Source organism: Clostridium sp. HMP27 (assembly GCF_000765165.1).
In the GTDB taxonomy this organism is placed as follows: domain Bacteria; phylum Bacillota; class Clostridia; order Clostridiales; family Clostridiaceae; genus Clostridium_AK.
Genome location: NZ_JMFY01000053.1, coordinates 1 through 1,678 on the forward strand (window position 1 = coordinate 1; position 1,678 = coordinate 1,678).

General features: G+C 34.4%; 1 protein-coding gene. It reads left to right on the forward strand.

What is annotated here, in order from left to right:
* Nucleotides 1-1,678, forward strand: a 1,678-nt coding sequence (locus tag DP68_RS17520; RefSeq protein WP_291550183.1) for an FAD-dependent oxidoreductase, incomplete at both ends; no start/stop codon positions are given.

A 1,678-nucleotide genomic window follows, 5' to 3' on the forward strand; every position in this document is an offset into this window, starting at 1 on the left:
AAAAATATTTAATAGTAGGTGGAGTTGCAGGTGGGGCATCCACAGCAGCAAGACTTAGAAGACTTGGTGAAGAGGATAAAATAATAATGTTTGAAAGAGACCCACATGTATCATTTTCAAACTGCTGCTTACCATACCATTTAAGTGGAACTGTAGAAAAATCAGAAGATCTAGTTTTAATGCATCCAAGTAAATTCTTAGCACAATACAATATAGATGCTAGAGTACACAATGAAGTGGTGGACATTAATAGAGAAAAGAGAGAAGTTACAGTTAAAAATGTATTAACTGGCGAAACATATACTGAGGATTACGACAAATTAATATTATCTCCAGGTGCAAAGGCAGTAGTTCCACCAATAAAGGGGATTGAAAATGTAAACTTATTTACAGTAAGAAATGTTGTAGATATAGACAAGCTAAATAGATTTGTAAAAAATACTGAAAGCAAAAATGTAGCAGTAATTGGAGCAGGATTTATTGGGGTTGAAGTTGCTGAAAACTTAAAGGAATCAGGTTATAACGTGACTTTAGTAGAAGCTGCACCACACATAATGAAAATATTTGACTATGATATGGCTCAGATACTTCACAAAGAAATGTTTGATAAGGGTGTAAATTTAATAGTTAATGATAAAGTAAACTCCTTTGAAAAAGATACTGTAGTTTTAGAATCTGGAAAGAAGATAGAGGCAGAAGCAGTGGTTATGGCAATTGGTGTAGCTCCAGAAACAGATCTTGCAGTTAAAGCAGGACTTGAACTTGGAGAAACAGGAGCAATAAAGGTAGATCAAAACTACAGAACTAATGATAAAGATATATATGCTGTTGGAGATGCTATAGAAGTTTATCATGCATTAGCAGGAGTTCAAACTAAATTAGCATTAGCAGGCCCGGCACAAAAGCAGGCAAGACAAGTTGCTGACCACATTCACGGAATGCTTGTATCAAACACAGGATTCATTGGTTCATCTGTAGTAAAATGTTTCGATTACAATGCAGCAGCAACAGGACTCACTGAAGAAATGATAAAGAACTTAAACTTAAACATTAAATATGAAGTAGTTAAAGTGATTCCAGGAGATAAGGTTGGTTTAATGCCAGGATGTGAACCACTGCACTTCAAGCTATTATTTGAAATACCAACTGGAAAAATATTAGGTGCTCAAGCTATTGGCAGAGGAAACGTTGATAAGAGAATGGATATAATTGCAACAGCTATTAAGTTTGGTGCAAAGATAAATGATTTAAGAGATTTAGAATTATGCTATGCGCCACCATTTGGAACAGCTAAAGATGTAGTTAACTTTGCAGGATATGTTGGTTCAAACTTATTAAATGGAGTATTTAAGCAGGTTCCGGACAGCTCAGTGAGAGAACTTGTTGAAAAAGGTGCTTATATAATAGACGTAAGAGAAAAACCAGAGTATGAGTTAAGCCACATAAAAGGAGCTAAAAACATACCACTTAGTGAATTAAGACAAAGAATAAATGAGATACCAAAAGATCAGCCAGTATACTTACACTGTAGAAGTGCACAAAGAAGTTACAATGCGGCAGTTGCTCTTCAACAATTAGGATTTGATAATATCTACAATATATATGGTGGATTTATGGGTATATCCTTCTTTGAATATTTTAATGATCAAACAACTGGAAGAGAAAAAATAGTTACAGA